Origin of the sequence: Saccharomonospora marina XMU15, assembly GCF_000244955.1 — a bacterium.
GTDB classification, from domain to species: domain Bacteria; phylum Actinomycetota; class Actinomycetes; order Mycobacteriales; family Pseudonocardiaceae; genus Saccharomonospora_A; species Saccharomonospora_A marina.
This window is the reverse complement of record NZ_CM001439.1, coordinates 658,633-677,709: the sequence shown is the minus strand read 5'-3', so window position 1 is coordinate 677,709 and position 19,077 is coordinate 658,633. Positions and strand designations below refer to the sequence as shown.

The window sequence follows — 19,077 nt, the reverse complement described above, 5'->3', positions numbered from 1 at the left end:
GATTTTTCCAACAGCATCGCTGCACACAACAAAGCCGCCCCTGATGCAGGGGCGGCTTCGTCGAACTCGATGCGTCAGCGCGTCTCTTTGTGCACCCTGTGGGTTCCGCAGTTCGGGCAGAACTTCTTCATCTCCAGGCGATCCGGGTCGTTACGCTTGTTCTTCCTGGTGATGTAGTTGCGGTGCTTGCACTCCTCGCACGCCAGCGTGATCTTCGGTCGCACGTCGGTGGCAGCCACAACGGCTCCTTACTCTCTCATCGAAACAGCGTAGCGGTGGCCGGACTCGAACCGGCGACACAGCGATTATGAGCCGCTTGCTCTACCGACTGAGCTACACCGCCTCATACAGACACCGAGCCCCTTTACGGAATCGAACCGTAGACCTTCTCCTTACCATGGAGATGCTCTGCCGACTGAGCTAAAGGGGCCTGCTCAACGAGCCTGGAGAAAGAGTACATGAGCCGCCTTCGTGCCCGACAGTGGGGTCGCCGCCGGGCGAGCGGTTCAGCTGAGCAACGTCAGCACGGCTTCGGCCTGCCGGTCGAAGGAGCGTGCCGTCCGCGCCTGCAACCACGCTTCCAGCCGCTCCTCCGACAGCGGCCGCGAGATCAGGTAGCCCTGCGCCACGTCGCAACCCATCGCCTCGAGCTGGTCTCGCGCAACGTCCTCCTCCACGCCCTCGGCCACCACCGTGAGGCCGAGCGAGTGGCCGAGTTCGACGATCGAACGCACCACCGCCAGGTCGGAAAGATCGGTACCCATACCGAGCACGAAGCTTTTGTCGATCTTGACCTGGTCCACCGGAAGCTGCCGTAGATAGGCGAGCGAGGAGTAGCCCGTGCCGAAGTCGTCCACGGCGAGTTCGATGCCCAACCCGTGCAACTCGCGCAGGATGGGCAGGGCCCGCTGCGGGTCCGCCATCACGCCCGACTCGGTCAGCTCGAAGGTCAGCAGTTCCGCGGGCACGCCGAACCGCGTCAGCGCGTCTGCGACCTTGCCGGGGAACTCCGCGTCGGCGAGGTTTCGCACCGACAGGTTCACCGCGACCGAGATGCGCAGCCCCTCGTCCATCCAGCGACGCACCCTGTCCAGCGCCTTGTCCAGCACGAAGGAGGTCAGTGCGCCGACGAGGCCCGCGGCCTCCACCGCGGGAACGAACTCGTCGGGGTCCACCCTGCCGAACTCGGGGTGTTGCCAGCGCACCAGTGCCTCGACCCCGAGCACATGCTTGCCCGGCAGCGACACCTTCGGCTGGTAGTGAACGCTGACCTGCCCATCCTCCAGCGCCTGCCGGAACTGGGTGACCAGCTGGAACCGCCGCAGGAAGATCTGGCCCATGCTCGGCACGTAGGCCTTGACCTCCTCGCCGCCTCGCGTGGCACGTACCGCGACGTCGGCGCGCTGCAGCAGCGCATCCACGTCCACCGGCTGGCCGTTGTCCTCCACCGTGCTCGCCGCGTACCCGACCATCGCGTTGGCCTCGACGCTCAACCTGTCGACGGGATAGGGCATGGATAGTTGCTCGCGCAGCAGCTGCGCGAAGTCGTGCGCCTCCCCCGGCCCGTACCCGACCAGCAGCGCGGCGAACGAGGCCCCCTCCAGCCTGGCCAGCGGTACGTCGGCTCCGAGTGCGTCACGCATACGCCTGCCCGCCGCTATGACCATCCGGTCGCCCCACGCGTAACCGAGTGCGTCGCTGACCGTGGAAAACACGTCCAGGTCCACGCGCAGCATCACCGACTGGGCGTGCTCACGCAGCGGTTCGCCCGCGACCTGGCGAAAGCCCGGGCGGTTGAGCAGCCCGGTCAGCGGGTCGTGGTAGGCGTCGTGCCGCAGGGCGGCCAGCAACCTGCGGTTGTCCAGTGCGGTGGCGAGGTGGCTGGCCATGGTGCCGAGCAGTTGCACGTCGTACTTGCCGAAGCCCCTCCAGCGCGACAGCCTGTCGTGCGCCTCGACGACCCCCAGCAACTGGTTCGCGCTACGAAGCGGCACGACCAACGCCTCCTGTGCACCACGGTCGAGCAACGCGGCCCGCACCTCGGTGTTGGCCTCCGTGATACGGAAGTGGCGCACGTGTGCGCCGGGCAGCCGCAGCAGCGCATCGTCGCCGGGCACCGACGTGGCGGGCAGTTCCTCGCCCGCCACCACCGTGCTCATCGGCTCGTCGGCCTCCAGTCGCAGCCGCAGCACGACCCTGGCCGCGGCGAGCTGGTCCTTGATCCGCTCGGCGATCGTCGACCAGTCGCCGACGTCGATCTCGAGGCCGATCTCGTCGGCACGGCTGGCCGGCCGGGAAGCCGCGAGCCTGCCGGACCTGGCCACCATGAGACTGACGTCGGAGAGCGCCTCCATGTCACGCTGCTCACGGAGCAGATCGGAGTAGGCCCAGTACAGCGCGGCGAGGCCGACGCTGACGGCCAGCACGATCGGCCACGCACCGGGGGTCTTGGAGATCACCAGGTAACCGGTGAGACCGACAGAGGCGTTGACGAAACCGACTACCAGGATCCGGCCCGCGAGCCGGAGCACGGTGCCCGCCCGCATCCGGCGGCGCAGCACCCGCACCGCGGCCATGGCGAGCAGCGTGCTCGCCAGCGGTGCGGCGAGGGTGCCTGCAAGCGCGGCGATCCACGGCATCTGCTCCGGGTTGCCGAGAGCCTGCCTGACCAGCCCGGCGACCGCGAACGCGCTGGTGACCTCCAGCAGGAAGGCGCCCGCGTTGTAGAGCACGCGGCCGGTGACCTTTCTGGCGACCAGCGTCGTGACACCCGCGACGACGTGTGCGGCGAGCACCACCTCGAACGGCGCGACGAAGAAGCCGATGACCAGCGGTATCTCGGTGAAGGAGATGGTCCAGGAGATGCCGCTGCGTACGTCGACGTTGACACCGAGTTGCTCGGCGCCGAGAAAGGCGATCGCCAGCAGTGGCCCGATCCACCACAGGTGGACCGAACCCTCGAAAGGCAGCCATGCGGAGACGGCACCGGCGGCGGCGAGGCCGACCGTGAGTACCGCCATCGTGTAGAGGCGGAACCTGCGCTCGTCCCTGCGGGCTTCGGCGGATGCGGGTGCGACACTGGGCTGGTTAGGCGTCTCGGCTGCAGCCGTACTGGGTCCGACGGGTTCGTCGTGTGCGCCCGGCATGCACCCTCCTTCCGTGACACGCACCCTTTCGGGATCGGCCCGCGAACGAGAGGATCACTGTACCCCGTAGGGCGTATCAAGGCCTCTTTTCGCGCCTATGACATCACCACAGGGTTAACGAGACAACACGTAGCGATGCCCTGGCGGTGGCGGGGGTGACACCATCGCCGACTCCCGTCGCGTTTCGTAACTGATCCTGAGTGACCTACCTCATACCATGTCCGGTTGGATGAAGCTATGGACATCGAAGCCATAGTCACCGAGCACACGAAGCGGCTCAGCGCGGCCGACTCGCTGCTTCCTGTGCCGAGGCCATGGGACGACTCCGACGGGACGCGGTTGACCGTGGCCGAGGCGACCGCGCTGGCGACCCGCTCCCGCGTCGAACTCGCCTCCAGCGCGGCGCTGTGGCGGCCGCTGGCCGAGTACCGGCTGGACGTGCGCCTTGCGGGCCACTCCCCCGGGCAGGCGCTGGACTCACTGCTGGCCGCCTGGCAACGACTGCTCGAGGAGGACACGGCCGCCAGTGACCCAGATACAGCCGCGGTCGTCACCCGGCCGAGCAGGGACAGCGCGGGGTCGGCCGAACTGCTGCGGCACCGCTTCGCGCCCGCACGGGTGCTGGCGGTGCGGCCGGCCGACCGGCTCGGTGGCGGGCCGCCCGCCGTACCCGGCGTGCGTATCCGCGCGGCCGAACCTGCCGACCTGGACACCGCGCTACGCCTGCAACTCGAGCTGCGTCGCTACGACGCCCAGTTCGGCCTCGTGCCACGGCGACCGGGCGAGGAGGAGGCGCTGCGCGCGCAAACCCGCGACCTGCTCGCCCGCGACGCCACCCAACCGGCACTGTGGATCGCGGAGGTGTACGGCAAGCCGCTCGGCCTGTTGCACATCCAGTTGCCGCCCGACTCCGACTGGATCAGCGGACACGTCGCGGCCGAACGGGTGGGGTACCTGGCGTCTCTCAACGTGGCGGAGGAAGCGCGAAGCACGGGGGTGGGTTCGGCGCTCACCGCTCACGCGCACCAGGTGTTCGACGAGTCGGGCGTTGAGGTGGTGCTGCTGCATCACGCGCTGGCCAACCCCCGATCCACACCGTTTTGGTACTCCCACGGCTACCGGCCGCTGTGGACGTCGTGGTACCGGCTGCCCGCTCGGTGATCGCTGCAGGCGAACGACGAGGGGAAACAAAAAGGCGCTCCAGAAAGTTGAGTGAAAGGTACTCAACAAGACGGGAGCGAACTGATGACACGGACGCAACTGCTGCCCGTTGTTCCCCTCGATGACGATGTGTTGTTGCCGGGCATGATCGTGCCGCTCGATCTGGCGGGCGAGCAGACGCGTGCCGCCGTGGAAGCCGTCAACGGGAGGAGCTCCGGCGCCGCGCTACCGGGTGTGAGGTCGACCCGGCCGACGAAGGCCGAGGTCTTCGTGGTGCCGCGGGTGGAAGGCGCACTGGCCGAGATCGGGACGGTCGCCACGGTGGAACGCCTCGGCAGGCTTCCCGGCGGTGGGTCGGCGGCACTGCTGCGCGGAACGCACCGGGCCTACCACCGCGCTGCCTCGGCCGATGAGGTATCGGCCTCCTCCGGTCCGGCGGTGAGCTGGGCCAAGGCCGAGCCCGCCGCGGAACCCGCCGCTGACGAGCGGGCTCGCGAGCTGGCCACGGAGTTCAAGTCGATCGTGGTCTCGCTGCTGCAGCAGCGGGGAGTGTGGCAGATGCTGGACGCCGTCCAGCAGGTCGACGACCCCTCGGCCATCGCGGACCTCGCTGGCAACGCCCCCTACCTCGATACCGCCCAGAAACTGGAACTGCTGCGCACCCTCGACGTCTCGGCTCGCCTGGAGCTGGCACTGGAAAGCGGCCGCGCCTACCTGGCCGAGCTGAAGGTCAGCGACACCATCCGCAAGGATGTAGAGGCTGACATGGAGAAGCAGCAGAAGGAGTTCCTGCTCAGGCGGCAGCTGGAGGCCATCCGTAAGGAACTCGGCGAACTCAACGGCGGCGGTGACTCCGGCGACTCCGACGACTACCGCACCAGGGTGGAATCCGCCGACCTGCCCGACCACGTCCGCGAGGCTGCGCTGGCGGAGGTGCAGAAGCTGGAGCGCACCTCCGATCAGTCACCGGAGAGCGGCTGGATCCGCACCTGGCTCGACACGGTGCTCGACCTGCCGTGGAACACGCGAACCACCGACGTGCACGACATCGCGGGCGCTCGCCGGGTGCTCGACGCCGACCACGCCGGACTCGACGACGTGAAGGAACGCATCATCGAGTACCTGGCCGTCCGGCAGCGCCGTGCCGAATCCACCGTCGCAGGTCGGCACTCGGGTGCCGTGCTCGCGCTGGCAGGCCCTCCCGGGGTCGGCAAGACCTCGCTCGGCGAGTCGATCGCCAAGGCGATGGGCCGCGAGTTCGTGCGCGTGGCGCTCGGTGGTGTCCGTGACGAGGCGGAGATCCGCGGGCACCGGCGCACGTACGTAGGCGCACTCCCCGGTCGTATCGTGCGGGCAATCCGGGACGCCGGCTCGATGAACCCGGTGGTGTTGCTGGACGAGGTGGACAAGGTGGGAGCCGACTACCGAGGTGACCCCACGGCAGCGCTGCTCGAGGTGCTGGACCCCGAGCAGAACCACACCTTCCGGGACCACTACCTGGAGGTCGAACTCGACCTGTCCGATGTGGTGTTCCTCGCGACGGCCAACGCGCTGGAGACCGTGCCAGCGCCGCTGCTCGATCGCATGGAGTTGGTGACGCTGGACGGCTACACCGAACGCGAGAAGGTGACGATCGCCAGGGACCACCTGCTGCCGAGGGAGTCGCGGCGCGCGGGCATGAGTGTTGGCGATGTCGTGCTCACCGACGGGGCGCTGAGCCGCATGGCGGGCGAGTACACCCGGGAGGCGGGCGTGCGGGAGCTGAACCGCGCTATCGCGAAGGTGCTGCGCAAGGTGGCCACGCGGGTGGCACTTCAGCAGGCCCGACTGCCGGTGACCATCGACGAGCAGGACCTGGCCGGCTACCTCGGCAGGCCGAGGCACCTGCCGGAGTCGTCGCTGCCACCTGGCGAGCAACGCACCTCCATGCCCGGAGTGGCCACCGGGCTTGCCGTCACCGGAGCGGGCGGCGACGTGCTCTACGTGGAAGCCTCGCTGGCGGACCCGGAGTCCGGCGGCACGGGGCTGACGCTGACGGGACAACTCGGCGACGTGATGAAGGAGTCGGCACAGATCGCGCTGTCCTACCTGCGTTCGCGTGGCGCCGAACTCGAGCTCGCGGTGGCCGATCTCAAGGAGCGTGGTGTGCACATCCACGTCCCCGCGGGTGCCGTGCCGAAGGACGGACCGTCGGCGGGCGTCACCATGACGGCAGCGCTGGCCTCGCTGCTGACCGGCAGGCTCGTACGGGCCGACGTCGCGATGACCGGCGAGGTGTCGTTGACCGGCAGGGTGCTTCCGATCGGCGGAGTCAAGCAGAAGCTGCTCGCGGCGCATCGGGCCGGGATCACCACGGTGATCATCCCGCAGCGCAACGAGCCCGACCTCGACGACGTGCCCGGCGACATCCTCGAGCAACTCGAGGTGCACCCGGTGAGCAGCGTTCGGCAAGTGCTCTCGCTGGCGCTCGAACCCGCGACGGCACCGTTGACGCGGGCGGCCTGAGCGCCGCCCGCGGCCGCGGACCAGATCCCACAATTTCTTTCGGTCAGTGAAAACAGGCGTGGTCAGCTCATTGGCGTCGCTTCACAGTCGAGGCAACTCCTCATCGCGTCCCAGCATCTGCCAAGGAGCGACGTCAATGACGACCTTTGCCCGCAACCAGTGGTACGTAGCGGCCTACAGCCGAGAGATCGGCCGCGAACTGTTCCCCCGCACCATCCTCGGAGAACCGATCGTGTTCTACCGCACCGAGGCCGGTGAAGCCGTCGCGCTGGCGGACCGTTGCGTGCACCGCCGGTACCCGCTGTCGGAAAGCAGGCTCGACGGCGACAAGATCGTGTGCGGCTACCACGGGTTCACCTACGACAAGGCGGGTAGCTGCGTCTTCGTTCCCGGCCAGACCCGGATTCCCCGCACCGCGCGGGTTCCGAGTTACCCACTCGTGGAGCAGGACTCGTTCGTCTGGGTGTGGATCGGCGACCACGACAAGGCCGACCCGGCGCTGATCCCCAGGGCGCCGTGGCTGTCCGACCCCGCCTACACCACGGTGTCGGGCATGGAGCCGCTCGCCGCACGGTACGACCTGCTCGTGGACAACCTGATGGATCTGTCGCACGAGACCTACCTGCACGGCGGCTACATCGGTACGCCTGAGGTGGCCAACACCCCGATAAGCACCGAGGTCGACGAGGAGAAGGAGGTCATCTACGTCAGCAGGCACATGGCTGACGCCGAGTGCCCCTCCTTCTACGCCAAGTCCACCGGCATCGAGGGCCGGATCACGCGCTGGCAGGACATCGAGTACCACCCGCCGTGCCTGTACCTGCTGCACAGCAGGGTCGCGCCAGTCGGAGTGCTGCCTGCCGACGACGGCACCGACCCCGATGCCTTCCACGTCGAGGTGGTGTACGCGATCACTCCGGAGACCGAGCACAGCACGCACGACTTCTGGGCCGTGGCGAGGGACTTCGCGCTCGACGACGAGGAGGTGTCGAAGTTCCTCGCGGAGAGCAACCGCACCGTGGTGCTGCAGGACGTGCGGGCGCTGGACATCCTCGAGCAGGTCATCCAGACCGAGCCCGAGGGCTACCAGGAGCTCAGCATCAACATCGACACCGGCGGGCTTGCCGCGCGCCGCTTCCTCAAGCGGATGATCGAGCGGGGGCAGCAGTCCCAGCAGCGGCAGGCTTCGGTGCGGTCATGAGTGCACGGGTGGCGATGTTGCACGGTGACACCGTGTTTCGCATTCACTGGGTGCTCAACACCGACCTGCTGCTCGGGGTGTGCCACTGCGGTGCCGAGCACACCAGCGAGGACCCGGTGGAGCTGTGGGACTGGCTGCTCGGCCACCCGAGGGGGCACCAGCCGCCCGAACAGCAACCGGTGCCACCTTCGGTACGGGAACTCGCGCGAGTGTGAGTGGAGGAAGCGGTGACCGAGTTGGACCTCGTGCTGGCACGCAAGGAGGCGGTGGCCGATGGGGTGGCGCGGCTGACGCTGCGTGATCCCCGGGGCGGCCCGCTTCCGGAGTGGGAGCCGGGTGCCCACGTCGACCTGCTGCTGGGTGAGGGCCTTGAGCGGCAGTACTCGCTGTGCGGCGACCCGGCGGATCGCAGCGAACTGGCCGTCGCCGTGCTGCGGGAGCCGGACAGCAGAGGTGGGTCCGCCTACGTGCACGATCGGCTGGCCGAGGGCGACACCGTGCGGGTACGCGGGCCGAGGAACAACTTCGCGCTCGTGGACTCTCCCAGGTACCTGTTCCTCGCGGGCGGCGTCGGGATAACGCCCATCCTGCCGATGGTGGCCGCCGCCCACTCCCGTGGAGCCGACTGGCGGCTTGTCTACGGCGGCAGGACTCGGGCTTCGATGGCGTTCGCCGATGTGCTCACCGACACCTACGGCGACCGGGTTGAACTACGTCCGCAGGACGAGACCGGACTGCTGCCCCTCGACAGCCTGCTGGCGGCCCCTGAGCCGGACACGGCGGTGTACTGCTGCGGGCCCGAACCGTTGCTCGCCGAGGTGGAGCGGCGCTGCGCGACGTGGCCACCGGGAGCCCTGCACGTCGAGCGGTTCTCGCCGAAGCAGGGCGCGGACGCCGGGCCGAGGCAGGCGTTCGAGGTCGAACTCGCCCACTCCGGCGTGACGTTGCTCGTGCCGCCGGACAAGTCGATCCTGGAAGTGGTCGAGGACGCGGGCATACCGGTGCTTTCCTCCTGTCAGGAGGGCACCTGCGGAACGTGTGAGACCGAGGTGCGCGAGGGCGTACCCGACCACCGCGACTCGTTGCTGACCGACGAGGAACGCGAGGCGGGAGAGACGATGATGATCTGTGTGTCGCGGTCGTGCGGGCCACGCCTGGTACTGGAGCTGTAGGAGCCGGGGTGGGCAACGGGGCTGGCGCGGACACCCGGTCGGTGACGGCGAAGGTGCTCGCGATGCTCGAGGCGTTCACCCCGGCCACGCCGGATCTGTCGTTGAGCGAGTTGGCGAGGCGGGCCGGTGTGTCGTTGCCGACCGCACACCGGCGCGCCGCCGAACTGGTCAGGTGGGGAGCGCTGGAACGCGGTACCGACGGGCGCTACCGCATCGGGCTACGGCTGTGGGAGGTCGCCTCACTGGCGCCACGGGGGCTGGCGTTGCGCGACGTGGCGATGCCGTTTCTCGAGGACCTTTACGAGGTCACCCACGAGAACGTGCAGCTCGCGGTCCGCGAGGGGCTGGAGCTGGTGTTCGTGGAACGCATCGCGGGCCGGTACGCGGTGCCCGTGCTGACCCGAGTGGGTGGTCGGTTCGCATTGCACGCCACGGGCGTGGGGCTCGTGCTGCTCGCACACGCTCCCACCGAGGTCCAGCAGCAGGCGCTGACCTCGCCGCTGCACGCCTACACCCCCAAGACGATCACCGATCCGGACCGCCTTCGCGAAGTGCTTGCGGCCGTGCGGCGCGGTGGGTACGCCGTCAGTGACGGCCAGGTGACGCTCGACGCGCTCTCCGTCGCGGCTCCGATCCGCGGCAGGAACGACGAGGTGGTGGCCGCAGTGTCTCTGGTCGTGCGGGCAGGCACTGCGGAACCGATGAACCTCGTCCCTCTCGTCCAGGCCGCGGGCAGAGGTATCTCCCGCATGCTCCAACCACGTTTCGCGGGCTAACTGCGGTCGGCTAGGCGCGTTTAGCGGGCTAACTGCGGGGGCAAGCGGCGGGGTGGAAGGGAGTGACCGATGGCCGAGGAAGACATCATCGCCCACATCGACGAGCTGATCGCCGAGGAACACCGCCTGCGGTCTCACGCGACCGGTACCGGATTGGGTGACCACGATCGCAAGCGCTTGCGCGAGGTGGAGCAACAGCTCGACCAGTGTTGGGATCTGCTGCGGCAGCGGCGCGCACGGGCAGAGTTCGGCGACGATCCCGATCAGGCACACGAACGCCCGGTCAGCGAGGTCGAGTCCTACCAGCAATAGCCACGGGTGGGACCCCCGTTCGACGGGATGCGACCACCCGGTAGCGGGTCTAACGTTATTGCCGACCCTCTCGAGCGGCCCGTGCGAGCCGCTCGGGGACGCACCCTGCACAGGCGAAAGGTGCATCCGTGGATACGCAGATCGGTCTTCGTCCGACCAGAATCCAGCAGCCGGCACCCACGCCGGGCAAGCGCGGCCAAGGCCTTCTGAACCTGCTGCGCACCACTGATCACAAGCTGATCGGAAAGCTCTATCTCGTCACCTCGATCAGCTTCTTCATGATCGGTGGCGTGATGGCGTTGCTGATCCGTGCCGAACTCGGCCAGCCCGGCCTGCACTTCCTGTCGCAGGAGCAGTACAACCAGCTGTTCACCATTCACGGCACGATCATGCTGCTGCTGTACGCGACACCGGTGCTTTTCGCCTTCGCCAACCTGGTGTTGCCCATCCAGATCGGCTCCCCCGATGTCGCGTTTCCCCGGTTGAACGCGTTGTCGTACTGGTTGTTCCTGTTCGGCGGGCTGATGGTGCTCAGTTCGCTGCTGACCCCCGGCGGGGCCGCCGATTTCGGCTGGACCGCCTACGCCCCGCTGTCGACGACGCCGTTCTCGCCGGGCATCGGCGGCAACATGTGGATCATGGGGCTGGCCGTGAGTGGTCTCGGCACGATCCTCGGCGCGGTCAACATGGTCACGACGGTCGTCTGCCTGCGCTGCCCCGGCATGACGATGTGGCGGATGCCGATCTTCACCTGGAACATCCTGTTCACCAGCGTGCTGATCCTGGCGGTGTTCCCCATCCTCACCGCCGCCTTGCTCGGCCTCGCCGCCGACCGGATCATCGGCGCGCACGTCTTCGATCCGGCCAACGGTGGCGCCATCCTGTGGCAACATCTGTTCTGGTTCTTCGGCCACCCCGAGGTCTACGTCGTCGCGTTGCCGTTCTTCGGGATCATCACCGAGATCATCCCGGTGTTCTCCCGCAAGCCACTGTTCGGCTACCGGCTCATGGTGTTCGCGACCATGGGCATCACGGCGCTGTCGCTGGCGGTGTGGGCCCACCACATGTTCGCCACCGGTGCGGTGCTGCTGCCGTTCTTCGCGTTCCTGACCTTCATGATCGCCGTACCGACCGGCATCAAGTTCTTCAACTGGATCGGCACCATGTGGAAGGGGCAACTGACCTTCGAGACCCCGATGCTGTGGTCCCTCGGGTTCCTGGTGACGTTCCTGCTCGGTGGTCTCACCGGGGTCATCCTCGCGGCACCGCCGCTGGACTGGCACATCCACGACACCTACTTCGTGGTGGCGCACTTCCACTACGTGCTGTTCGGAACCATCGTGTTCGCCACGTTCGCCGGGATCTACTTCTGGTTCCCCAAGTTCACCGGCAGGATGCTCGACGAACGCCTCGGCAAGCTGCACTTCTGGCTCACCTTCGTCGGCTTCCACACGACGTTTCTGGTGCAGCACTGGCTGGGCAATGAGGGAATGCCTCGGCGCTACGCCGACTACCTGCCCTCCGACGGGTTCACGACCCTGAACATGGTCTCCACGGTCGGGGCGTTCATTCTCGGCCTTTCGATGCTGCCGTTCCTGTGGAACGTGGTGCGCAGCTACCGCTTCGGTGATCCGGTCGAGGTGGATGACCCGTGGGGCTACGGCAACTCGTTGGAGTGGGCCACCAGTTCCCCGCCACCGCGGCACAACTTCACCGAACTGCCGAAGATCCGCTCCGAGCGACCCGCCTTCGAGTTGCACTACCCGCACATGGTGGAGCGCATGTACCGGGAAGGACATATCACCTTCACCGGCAAAACCATGCCGATCGACGAGGAACCGCAGCCACCGGAGGTCAAGGCGTCGGACGCCACCAAAGGCAAGAGGGGTTAGCCGCCACTGCGGGCCAGGACCGCGTGTTCGGTGCCACTGCCGCTGCCGTGGGCCGCGTGCCAGACTCGGGCCATGGGTGAGCGCGACCGCGACGAGGCAGGCCGCGCCCGCAACGCGCGACCACGCGACGGCCTCGGCAGGCCGCTGCCCTACGGCGCCAACGGGGTCCAGCGGCAACCGGAGGGCGTGGCACGTTCCGCGGGCGAAACGTTGCGCGAGGGGCAGCGGCTGCTGGACGAGGGGATGCCGTTTCACGCGCACGAGGTGTTCGAGGACGCGTGGAAGTCCGGCCCCGAGGCCGAAGGCGACCTGTGGCGGGGGTTGGCCCAGCTCGCCGTGGGAGTCACCCACGCCGCGCGGGGAAACCCCACGGGTGCGGCCTCGCTGCTGCGCAGGGGCGCGGACGGGATCGGGCGCTACGGCGAGTCGGCCCCACACGGCATCGACATCACCGGGCTGTGCGACTGGGCGCGTGCGCTGGCCGACAGCGTGCAGACGGGTGCGCGGCCGGAGGCCGCCTCGATGGCACCTCGGCTGCTCGGGTCGAAGGAAACGGACCGGACCAGCTAGCTGAACCTGCGCTCCAGGTCTCGCACCTCGCCCAGCCCGACCAGTTCGGTGAACTCGTCGAACGAAGGAAGCCCCGGCAGTGCGGAAGCGGGGGTGCCCTCGATCCGTAACACCTCAAGCAGTGCCCGCATGCCCGCCGTGGCCGCGAGCAGTGTGCCGATGGGGAACAGCACCAGCGAGAACCCCAGTTCGGCGATGCGAGCGGCCGGGACAGGTGGTGTGCGGCCGCCCTCGGCCCAGTTGAACACCAGCGGCGCCACCCCGGACAACTCGGCCGCGACCCGCTCGATCCCTGCTTCGCTGGTGGGTGCCTCCACGAACAGCACATCGGCGCCCGCGTCGGCGTAGGCCCGGGCACGGTCGATGGCGTCGTCGAGTCCGTGCACCGCTGCGGCGTCGGTCCTCGCGATGATCAGGAAGTCGGGATCGTGCCGGGCGGCGACGGCCGCGCGCAGCTTGCCGGTCATCTCCTCCTTGGAGATCACCGCCTTGCCGCTCATGTGCCCGCACTTCTTCGGCATGACCTGGTCCTCGAGGTGGATCGCCGATACTCCGGCCTGCTCGTAGGACCGCACCGTGCGCACCACGTTGATCGCGTTACCGAACCCGGTGTCCGCGTCCGCGATCACCGGGACGTCCACGGCGGACACGATCCGCGCGGCGTTGTCGATCATCTCGGCCGAGGAGAGCAGCCCGACGTCCGGCCTGCCGATCAGCGACGCCGTGGTGCCGAACCCGGTCATGTAGACGGCATCGAAGCCGGCCTGCTCCACCAACCGCGCGGACAGCGCGTCGTAGGCCCCCGGGGCCACAAGCGGTCGCCGCACCGCCAGTAGCTCGCGCAGGCGCGCCCTCGGCCGGTTAAGGCCACCAAGCAGATCTCCCACCGCAACCTCCATGCATACAGACACGAGGAATTTACGCCGTATCGATTGCACATGGAACGCCTTCGGGCATATGTTGCACACAATCCACACGAGAGGTGATGTGTGACACAAGCAGCGACCACCTCGGGGCGGGCCGTGGACGCCCTGCGGGAACTCATCCTCAAAGGCGAGTTCCGCGCAGGCTCCCGCCTCGGCGAGGTAGAACTGGCGGCCAGGCTCGGGGTGAGTCGCACGCCGGTGCGCGAGGCGCTGAGCAGGCTGGCCGCCGAAGGCCTGGTGGACCTGGTGCCCAACAGGGGCGCACGCGTCAGCAGTTGGACCGTCGCGGAACTGGAGGGCATCTTCGACCTCCGCACCTCGCTGGAGCCAAGACTCACCGCGCTGGCCGCAAGGAAAGCCCGAGACACCGATGTCGACGACCTCGCGGACCTCGCCACGGCGATGGTCGAGATCGGCAGCCCGGGACCGCGGCAGGACCTGGACACGCTGGTGCCGCTCAACCGCGAGTTCCACCAGCGACTGGCCACCCTCGCCGATCACCCGGCGTTGGCGAGCGCACTCGCCAACGCGGTGCACGTACCGATCGTGCTGCGCAACTTCCACACCTACGACGACGCGTCGCTGCGCCGGAGCCTGGCCCACCACGTCGAGATCGTCGACGCCGTCAGGGCGGGCGACCCGGAGTGGGCACAGGCCGTCATGACGGCCCATATCCGCAACGCCCGGGCCGTGATGGTCCGTGCCGCCATGGAGCAGGAGAGGACATGAGTTATCGCCTCGGTGTCGACGTCGGCGGCACCTTCACCGACGTGTTACTCGTCGAAGAGACCAGCGGCGCCACCTGGCGCGCGAAGACCCCTTCGACGCCGTCGGACCAGTCCGTCGGGGTGCTCAACGGAATCGGCAAGGTCTGCGCCGAGGCCGGGATCGCGCTCGGGCAGGTGGCTCAGGTGCTGCACGGCACCACCGTCGCTACGAACGCGATTCTCGAGGGCAAGGGCGCCAGGGTGGGCCTTGTCACCACCAGCGGGTTCCGGCAGGTGCTGCAGATCGCCAGGTCCTACGTGCCGGGCGGGCTGGCAGGCTGGATCATCTGGCCGAAGCCGGAACCGCTGGCCGCACTGGAGAACACCGTCGAGATCGAGGAACGCCTCGCCAGCGACGGCACGGTGTTGCGGGCACTCGACGACAACGACGTCCGCGCCAAGCTTCGGACACTGCGGGGACGGCAGATCCAGGCGCTCGCCGTCTCACTCATCAACTCCTTCGCCAACCCCGCACACGAGCGGCGGGTCGCCGAGCTCGCCGCTCAGGAGCTACCGGGCGTGCCGGTGTCGCTGTCCTCCGACGTGCTGCCGGAGTTGCGCGAGTACGAGCGCACTGTCACGACCGTAGCCAACGGCTACGTCCAGCCACAGGTGAAGAAGTACGTCGACACGCTCGCGGGCAAGCTCGGCGAAGGCGGTGTCGCGGGGCAACTGGCGATCCTGCGCAGCGACGGCGGGCTGTCCACGGCCGAGGCGGCCACGGCCGCGCCGGTGACCATGCTGCTGTCCGGCCCCGCCGGTGGCGTCACCGGCGCGGTGTGGGTCGCGCGGCAGTGCGGCTACCGCGACCTCATCACCTTCGACATGGGCGGCACGTCCACCGACGTGGCACTCGTGCAGGACCTCAGTCCCCGGATCGGACGCGAGACCAAGGTCGGCGACCTCACCGTTCGAGCATCCAGTGTGGACGTTCGGACGGTGGGCGCGGGCGGCGGGTCGATAGCCCACGTGCCCGAGCTCACCAGGGCACTGCGAGTCGGCCCGCAGTCGGCAGGAGCCGACCCCGGCCCCGCCGCCTACGGCAAGGGCGGCACGGAACCGACAGTGACCGATGCCAACGTGGTGCTCGGCTACCTGCCGCCCGCGCTCGCGGGCGGGGAGATCACGCTGGACGTCGAGGCGGCACGGGCCGCGGTCGGCAAGGTCGCGGAGGCGATGGGGCTGCCGAGCACGGAAGCCGCCGCGGCGGGCATCGTGGACATCGTCAACGAGAACATGCTCGGCGGGCTGCGGCTGGTGTCGGTACAGCAGGGGTTCGACCCGCGCGACTTCGCGCTGGTCGCGTTCGGTGGCGCGGGCCCGCTGCACGCCAACGCGCTCGGCAAGCTCACCGGAGCCTGGCCGGTGATCGTGCCGCCGTCTCCCGGCGTGTTGTGCGCGCTGGGAGACGCGACCACCGGCCTGCGCGACGTGGCCGCGAGAACGGTGCTGCGCCGCTTCGCCGACCTCACCGGCTCGGAGCTGGCCACGATCCTGCGCGAGTTGGGCGACGAAGCCGGGCACCGCCTTCGCGAACAGGGCATCGATCCCGCCGACCAGACCGTGGCGTTCGAGGTGGACGTGCGTTACCACGGGCAGGGTTTCGAGATCCCGGTGGACCTCGACCCGGCATGGCTCGACGACCCCGACACCGCGCTACGGACGTTGGCGCAGCGCTTCGACGCCGAGCACGACCGGCTGTTCTCGTTCCTGCTTTCGGTCGACCACGAGCTGGTCAACGCGCGGGCGACCGTCACAGGGCCGCGCCCGTCCGTCGCGCCGGTGCAGCTCGGGCGGACGACCGGCGACGCCTCGGGTGCGATCGTCGACACCCATCCCATCCACGTGACCGGAGAGCGGTTGGACGCGACCGTCTACGACCGGAGCAAGCTGCGCGCGGGCGACGTCGTCACCGGACCCGCGATCGTCACCGAGATGGATTCCACGACACTCGTGCTGCCCGGACACGCCGCCACGGTGCACCCCTCCGGCAGCCTGCTGATCAACCCGGTGGAGGCCTGAGCCATGGCACGCATCATCGAGACCGCGACCGGCGACCTGCCCCAACTCGATGTCGACCCGGTAACTCTCGACCTCATCGAGAACGGGCTGCGCAACGCCCGCTACGAGATGGACGAGGTGCTGTTCCGCACGGCCCTTTCGCCCGGCATCCGCGAGCAGCACGACGAGTTCCCGCTGATCGGCGATCCGAGCGGGAAGATGGTGGTCGGCCAGTTCGGACTGTCCGTTCCGGACTTCCTCGAAGGGTTCGACGACACCATCGAGGAAGGCGACATCCTGCTGACGTCGGACCCCTACGCCTGTGGGGCCGCGATCAGCCACGCCAACGACTGGCTGCTGGTGATGCCCATCTACCACGAGGGCAGGCTGGTGGGTTGGGCCTCGATGTTCGGCCACATGTCCGACGTCGGCGGCAAGACCCCGAGTTCCATGCCCACCGACGCTCGCACCATCTACGAAGAGGGCGTGGTCATCCCACCGTTCAAGCTGTATCGCGCGGGCGAGCTGAACACCGACGCGTTGAAGATCATCCTGAACCAGGTGCGGATGCCGGACTGGAACCGCGCTGACCTCAACGGGCTCGTCGCGGCCTGCCGCACCGCAGGGCGCAGGGTGGTCGAGATGTGCGAGCGCTTCGGCACCGCCACCTACCTCTCCGCCCTGGACGCGCTGCTGCAGCGCAACTACGACGCGATGAAGGTGTTGCTGCGTTCGGTGTTCGAGGACGGCAAGACGATCAGTTTCACCGACTACATCTGCGACGACGGGGTGGGCAACGGGCCGTACGAGCTGAAGCTGTCGCTGACCCGCCACGGCGACAAGGTGCACCTGGACTTCACCGGAAGTTCCCCGCAGGCAGAGGGGCCGGTGAACTACTACATCAACGAGAACCTGACCCGGATGTTCTTCGGCATCTACATGATCACGGTGGCTGACCCGCAGATCCTGTGGAACGACGGCTTCTACCCGCTGGTGGATGTCACCATCCCGGACGGTTCCTACTGGAAGCCGAAGCATCCGGCGTCCCTCAACGGCCGAAACCACGGCATCGGCCGGGTGTTCGACCTGTTCGGCGGCCTGCTGGGGCAGACGAACCCGGCACTGCTCAACGCGGCAGGGTTCTCCTCGAGCCCGCACTTCATGTACTCGGGGCACTACACCTCGGGCGAGCGCAAGGGCGAGTGGTTCCAGCTGTACTCGATCGGGTTCGGCGGCATTCCCGGCAGGCCGCTGGGCGACGGTCCTGACGGCCATTCGCTGTGGCCGAGCTTCGTCAACATCCCTTGCGAGTACCTGGAGTCCTACTATCCGCTGCGCATCGAGCGTTGGGAGACCGTCGCCGACACCGGCGGCGCGGGTCTGCACCGCGGCGGCAACGGGGTCGACGTGACCTACGTCTTCGAGGAGCCGGGCACGATCGCGATTCACGACGACCGGTGGCTGACCTACCCGTGGGGCGTCAACGGCGGAACGCCTGGAGCACGCGGCAGGAAATGGCTGGAACGTGCCGACGGCACCACCCAGATGCTGCCGAGCAAGTGTCACGACGTGCCGGTTCGCCCAGGCGACGTGCTGCATTTCGTCACCTGGGGCGGTGGCGGCTGGGGTGACCCGCTGCGGCGCGACCCGGAACTGGTGGCGCTGGAGGTGGCACGTAGCCTGGTGACGGTTGACGGGGCACGCCGCTACGGCGTCGTGCTGGACGCAGACGGCGCCGTTGACCAGGCGGCGACCGACGCGCTGCGACAGGAACTACAGGCGGCCCGGCCCGCGGAGTTGCCGGTGTTCGACATGGGACCGCCGATCGAGGAACTGCTGGCACGCTGCGAGGAGGAGACCGGGTTGCCCGCACCGAAGCGTCCACGGTGGTCAACGGCATGAGTGCGGGGCCGCACGGCGCGGCGTTCTCCGGCAGGGTCGGCTGGGGCGAAAGTCCCGCGCTCGTCGTGATCGACATGGTGCGCGCCTACACCGAGCAGGGTGGACCGTTCCTGCTCCCGGAACCGGCGCCCGCGATCGCGGCGACGGCCGAACTGGTTGATGCGGCCCGCTCGGCGGGGCGGCCGGTGTGCTGGACGGCTGTGAAGTACGCGGCAGGGATGGCCGACGGCGGCCTGTTCGCGCGCAAGGTGCCCGCGCTGGCCGCCTTCGCCGAGGACGCCGAGGGCGACTGGGGCGCGATCGCAGCCCCACTGCGACCGCGCCGGGGCGAACCGGTGGTGGTCAAGCAGTACGCCTCGGCGTTCTTCGGCACCTCCCTTGCCTCCACACTGCACGCGCTCGGTGTGGATACGGTCGTGCTCGCCGGGTTCTCCACGTCCGGGTGCGTGCGAGCTTCCGCCACCGACGCGCTGTGCCACGGGCTGCGGCCGCAGGTGGTTCGCCAGGGCTGCGCGGACCGCTCCCCTCAACTGCACGAGGCCAACCTCGCCGATCTCGACGCCAAATACGCCGACGTCGTCGAGTTGCCCGACGCTCTTGCCTGGCTGCGCGACCTGCCCGGGTAGGCCCCGTCGAAAGCGGGTGCGACGTTGGGCGGGTCGCAGTACTGTCGCGGATCGCGCAGAGTACCTCCGTGCCGTTACGTTTGGAGCCGTTGATGACCGTCCGCCGCGTCGTGCCGAATG

Annotated in this window: 16 protein-coding genes and 2 tRNA genes; 13 read left to right on the top strand and 5 right to left on the bottom strand. The window is 68.5% G+C overall.

Annotated elements, in window-relative coordinates; translation table 11 throughout:
- Nucleotides 1-74 precede the first annotated feature (74 nt).
- From rpmG to SACMADRAFT_RS03195, 4 genes are all read right to left on the bottom strand, one after another.
- A complete protein-coding gene (gene rpmG / locus SACMADRAFT_RS03210; protein WP_009152342.1) occupies nt 75-239 on the bottom strand; it encodes a 50S ribosomal protein L33 in 165 nt (54 codons plus the stop codon).
- 31 nt (nt 240-270) lie between these two features.
- Nucleotides 271-343, bottom strand: a tRNA-Met gene (locus SACMADRAFT_RS03205).
- Nucleotides 344-357: 14 nt separating this feature from the next.
- A tRNA-Thr gene (locus SACMADRAFT_RS03200) sits at nt 358-430 on the bottom strand.
- Between the two features lie 76 nt (nt 431-506).
- Complete coding sequence (locus SACMADRAFT_RS03195) at nt 507-3,146, bottom strand: putative bifunctional diguanylate cyclase/phosphodiesterase (protein WP_009152341.1); 2,640 nt, start codon at nt 3,144-3,146, stop codon at nt 507-509.
- Between the two features lie 237 nt (nt 3,147-3,383).
- On the opposite strand from SACMADRAFT_RS03195, the gene SACMADRAFT_RS03190 reads away from it, so the two are divergent.
- From SACMADRAFT_RS03190 to SACMADRAFT_RS03150, 9 genes are all read left to right on the top strand, one after another.
- Nucleotides 3,384-4,307 carry a GNAT family N-acetyltransferase gene (locus tag SACMADRAFT_RS03190; RefSeq protein WP_009152340.1) on the top strand — a complete coding sequence of 308 codons (924 nt, stop codon included), beginning with the start codon at nt 3,384-3,386 and terminating at the stop codon, nt 4,305-4,307.
- Nucleotides 4,308-4,391: 84 nt separating this feature from the next.
- Nucleotides 4,392-6,812 carry an endopeptidase La gene (gene lon / locus SACMADRAFT_RS03185; RefSeq protein WP_009152339.1) on the top strand — a complete coding sequence of 807 codons (2,421 nt, stop codon included), beginning with the start codon at nt 4,392-4,394 and terminating at the stop codon, nt 6,810-6,812.
- A 136-nt stretch (nt 6,813-6,948) separates the two neighbouring features.
- Complete coding sequence (locus tag SACMADRAFT_RS03180; RefSeq protein ID WP_009152338.1) at nt 6,949-8,013, top strand: aromatic ring-hydroxylating dioxygenase subunit alpha; 1,065 nt, start codon at nt 6,949-6,951, stop codon at nt 8,011-8,013.
- Nucleotides 8,010-8,228, top strand: a complete 219-nt coding sequence (locus SACMADRAFT_RS03175) for a hypothetical protein (protein ID WP_009152337.1) — start codon at nt 8,010-8,012, stop codon at nt 8,226-8,228. The genes SACMADRAFT_RS03180 and SACMADRAFT_RS03175 overlap by 4 nt, the downstream gene beginning before the upstream one ends.
- A gap of 12 nt (nt 8,229-8,240) precedes the next feature.
- Nucleotides 8,241-9,185, top strand: coding sequence for a PDR/VanB family oxidoreductase (locus SACMADRAFT_RS03170; protein ID WP_009152336.1), 945 nt, complete (start codon nt 8,241-8,243; stop codon nt 9,183-9,185).
- 62 nt (nt 9,186-9,247) lie between these two features.
- Nucleotides 9,248-9,961, top strand: coding sequence for an IclR family transcriptional regulator (locus tag SACMADRAFT_RS03165; RefSeq protein ID WP_050998313.1), 714 nt, complete (start codon nt 9,248-9,250; stop codon nt 9,959-9,961).
- Nucleotides 9,962-10,030: 69 nt separating this feature from the next.
- On the top strand, nt 10,031-10,273 hold the full coding sequence (locus tag SACMADRAFT_RS03160; protein WP_009152334.1) for a DUF2630 family protein: 243 nt from the start codon (nt 10,031-10,033) through the stop codon (nt 10,271-10,273).
- 128 nt (nt 10,274-10,401) lie between these two features.
- Nucleotides 10,402-12,165, top strand: coding sequence for an aa3-type cytochrome oxidase subunit I (ctaD, locus tag SACMADRAFT_RS03155; protein WP_009152333.1), 1,764 nt, complete (start codon nt 10,402-10,404; stop codon nt 12,163-12,165).
- 72 nt (nt 12,166-12,237) lie between these two features.
- Nucleotides 12,238-12,735 (top strand): DUF309 domain-containing protein, encoded by a 498-nt coding sequence (locus SACMADRAFT_RS03150; protein ID WP_040925526.1) that lies wholly within the window; start codon nt 12,238-12,240, stop codon nt 12,733-12,735.
- On the opposite strand, the gene SACMADRAFT_RS03145 is transcribed toward SACMADRAFT_RS03150, so the two are convergent.
- Nucleotides 12,732-13,622 (bottom strand): isocitrate lyase/PEP mutase family protein, encoded by an 891-nt coding sequence (locus SACMADRAFT_RS03145; RefSeq protein ID WP_009152331.1) that lies wholly within the window; start codon nt 13,620-13,622, stop codon nt 12,732-12,734. The two genes, SACMADRAFT_RS03150 and SACMADRAFT_RS03145, sit on opposite strands and share 4 nt — an antisense overlap.
- A 102-nt stretch (nt 13,623-13,724) precedes the next feature.
- Between SACMADRAFT_RS03145 and SACMADRAFT_RS03140 the strand changes: the two genes are divergently transcribed.
- From SACMADRAFT_RS03140 to SACMADRAFT_RS03125, 4 genes are read left to right on the top strand one after another with little or no spacing between them, the layout of a single operon-like run.
- Complete coding sequence (locus SACMADRAFT_RS03140) at nt 13,725-14,390, top strand: GntR family transcriptional regulator (protein WP_009152330.1); 666 nt, start codon at nt 13,725-13,727, stop codon at nt 14,388-14,390.
- The gene (locus SACMADRAFT_RS03135; RefSeq protein ID WP_009152329.1) at nt 14,387-16,450 is read left to right on the top strand and encodes a hydantoinase/oxoprolinase family protein; all 2,064 of its coding nucleotides are present in this window, start codon (nt 14,387-14,389) and stop codon (nt 16,448-16,450) included. Before SACMADRAFT_RS03140 ends, SACMADRAFT_RS03135 begins: the two co-directional genes overlap by 4 nt.
- A 3-nt stretch (nt 16,451-16,453) precedes the next feature.
- The gene (locus SACMADRAFT_RS03130; RefSeq protein ID WP_009152328.1) at nt 16,454-18,331 is read left to right on the top strand and encodes a hydantoinase B/oxoprolinase family protein; all 1,878 of its coding nucleotides are present in this window, start codon (nt 16,454-16,456) and stop codon (nt 18,329-18,331) included.
- Nucleotides 18,328-18,957: an isochorismatase family protein gene (locus SACMADRAFT_RS03125; protein WP_009152327.1), complete on the top strand. Its 630-nt coding sequence runs from the start codon at nt 18,328-18,330 to the stop codon at nt 18,955-18,957. The genes SACMADRAFT_RS03130 and SACMADRAFT_RS03125 overlap by 4 nt, the downstream gene beginning before the upstream one ends.
- The last annotated feature ends 120 nt before the right edge of the window (nt 18,958-19,077 follow it).

What these genes read in the sequence shown, in the direction of transcription:
- SACMADRAFT_RS03195 (WP_009152341.1), bottom strand. Translation starts at nt 3,146, where the DNA reads ATGCCGGGCGCACACGACGAACCCGTCGGACCCAGTACGGCTGCAGCC.
- SACMADRAFT_RS03190 (WP_009152340.1), top strand. Translation starts at nt 3,384, where the DNA reads ATGGACATCGAAGCCATAGTCACCGAGCACACGAAGCGGCTCAGCGCG.
- lon (WP_009152339.1), top strand. Translation starts at nt 4,392, where the DNA reads ATGACACGGACGCAACTGCTGCCCGTTGTTCCCCTCGATGACGATGTG.
- SACMADRAFT_RS03180 (WP_009152338.1), top strand. Translation starts at nt 6,949, where the DNA reads ATGACGACCTTTGCCCGCAACCAGTGGTACGTAGCGGCCTACAGCCGA.
- SACMADRAFT_RS03175 (WP_009152337.1), top strand. Translation starts at nt 8,010, where the DNA reads ATGAGTGCACGGGTGGCGATGTTGCACGGTGACACCGTGTTTCGCATT.
- SACMADRAFT_RS03165 (WP_050998313.1), top strand. Translation starts at nt 9,248, where the DNA reads ATGCTCGAGGCGTTCACCCCGGCCACGCCGGATCTGTCGTTGAGCGAG.
- SACMADRAFT_RS03160 (WP_009152334.1), top strand. Translation starts at nt 10,031, where the DNA reads ATGGCCGAGGAAGACATCATCGCCCACATCGACGAGCTGATCGCCGAG.
- SACMADRAFT_RS03150 (WP_040925526.1), top strand. Translation starts at nt 12,238, where the DNA reads ATGGGTGAGCGCGACCGCGACGAGGCAGGCCGCGCCCGCAACGCGCGA.
- SACMADRAFT_RS03135 (WP_009152329.1), top strand. Translation starts at nt 14,387, where the DNA reads ATGAGTTATCGCCTCGGTGTCGACGTCGGCGGCACCTTCACCGACGTG.
- SACMADRAFT_RS03130 (WP_009152328.1), top strand. Translation starts at nt 16,454, where the DNA reads ATGGCACGCATCATCGAGACCGCGACCGGCGACCTGCCCCAACTCGAT.
- SACMADRAFT_RS03125 (WP_009152327.1), top strand. Translation starts at nt 18,328, where the DNA reads ATGAGTGCGGGGCCGCACGGCGCGGCGTTCTCCGGCAGGGTCGGCTGG.